Annotated in this window: 1 protein-coding gene; it reads right to left on the bottom strand. The window is 51.0% G+C overall.

Features of this window, described 5'->3' with window-relative positions; all coding sequences use genetic code 11:
• On the bottom strand, positions 1-1,188 hold a 1,188-nt coding region (locus tag HWQ67_RS18610; protein WP_218254191.1), incomplete at its 3' end, for a CHAT domain-containing protein.
• Positions 1,189-1,368 lie beyond the last annotated feature (180 nt).

The following is a 1,368-nucleotide window of genomic DNA, read 5'->3' on the forward strand; positions in this document are numbered from 1 at the left end:
CACCAAAAGCCCGTGCTTGTCAGCATCCCCCCTCAGTACGCTCACCCCCTCCTGAATACGCCGCCTCCTGCCAACAAACCCACTGTCAAGCACCCGAACGTTGCTGTCCTTGAGGGTCTTGTGCCTCAACGTAACAGGGTTGACGGGTCTGGGTTTCAAACCAGCCGCCACCAACGGCACAATCGGCGTAGCGTCACCAAAAAGCCTCAAAAGCGGCCAGGGGTGATATCGGGTCTCAAGCAGCCTTCGTGCGCTTTGCACGGCATAGTCGATCCCCTTGCCAATTGAAAGACACCTATATACCTCGGCAGCCACCAGCGTTGCACCATCATCCGAAACAGGCAAGCCCCACCCAAGCACCCACTTGATACCCTTAAGCGACATCTGGTAAGCAAACGACTCCGTGTTTGCCTTGTCATCGGCACTGCCGGTTGAACAGCCCGACAGAAAAAGTATCTTGGGCGGATAATCCTTTATCGCACCCCACAACATAGCCGGTGAGACATCCAGGCTCTTGCCAACCTCATCCTCCATGCAAAACACCGGCCCCATATCTTTGTCAAGTCCGGCATGACCCGTTATGTGGATGATGTCAAATCCACCACCGGCGATGTTGGCCTGCTTAAGCCCCTCAAGACTGCCCGTGTCCTCAATAGTCATGTCGATGTTATATTTGCTGGTATTGTTAAAGATACTATCCTCTTCCTTTTCAAAGTCAAGGACTTTCAATCCCCCGTCCGTTGGCGAGCAGGCCATAAAGAGCATCCGAATCGCTTCTTTTTTCGGCGCAACTGTAGTTAACTTCCCCCGGTTCTCGACCAGACGGATCACGTGTATGTTGTGGTTGTGCAGGACAAAGCCCCCGTTGTACAGCAACTCAAACGGTAACTGCGTCAACTCATACGGCGTCTGCACGTACAGATGCGTATATGCACCGGTAGCCCTGGCAGTGGCGATGATCCCCGCAAGCGTACCCGCTCCACGATTGAGCAGGTCGTACAACTGCCCTCCGAGGACTGCCCCGGCGTTGGGGTCGTGACGCCACAGGTTCCTGCGTGTCTCCGCAAGGAGGTCGGCGACTTCGGACTCGGTGACGTGAAGAGACAAGATGCCGTCAATATGGATTGCATGTTGGCCGCTTGCTTTCGAAGATATTGCTAAGGTTATGCTATTTTGCTTGTCTGTCATATTCTTCTTAGTTAGTTGAATTGTAACCAAACAACCAAAATAAAAACAAGTGAATTTTAGTATCCTCTTAATTTGACAATGTCACATTACAAATTCTGCAATTAAAAGATGTCTGAACCACGATTTAACGGATTAGGAGATTATCAGGATTTGTGTTAAAGAAGACCTCATGTCTTTATC

The organism is Candidatus Magnetobacterium casense (assembly GCF_019173545.1).
Lineage (GTDB): Bacteria > Nitrospirota > Thermodesulfovibrionia > Thermodesulfovibrionales > Magnetobacteriaceae > Magnetobacterium > Magnetobacterium cryptolimnobacter.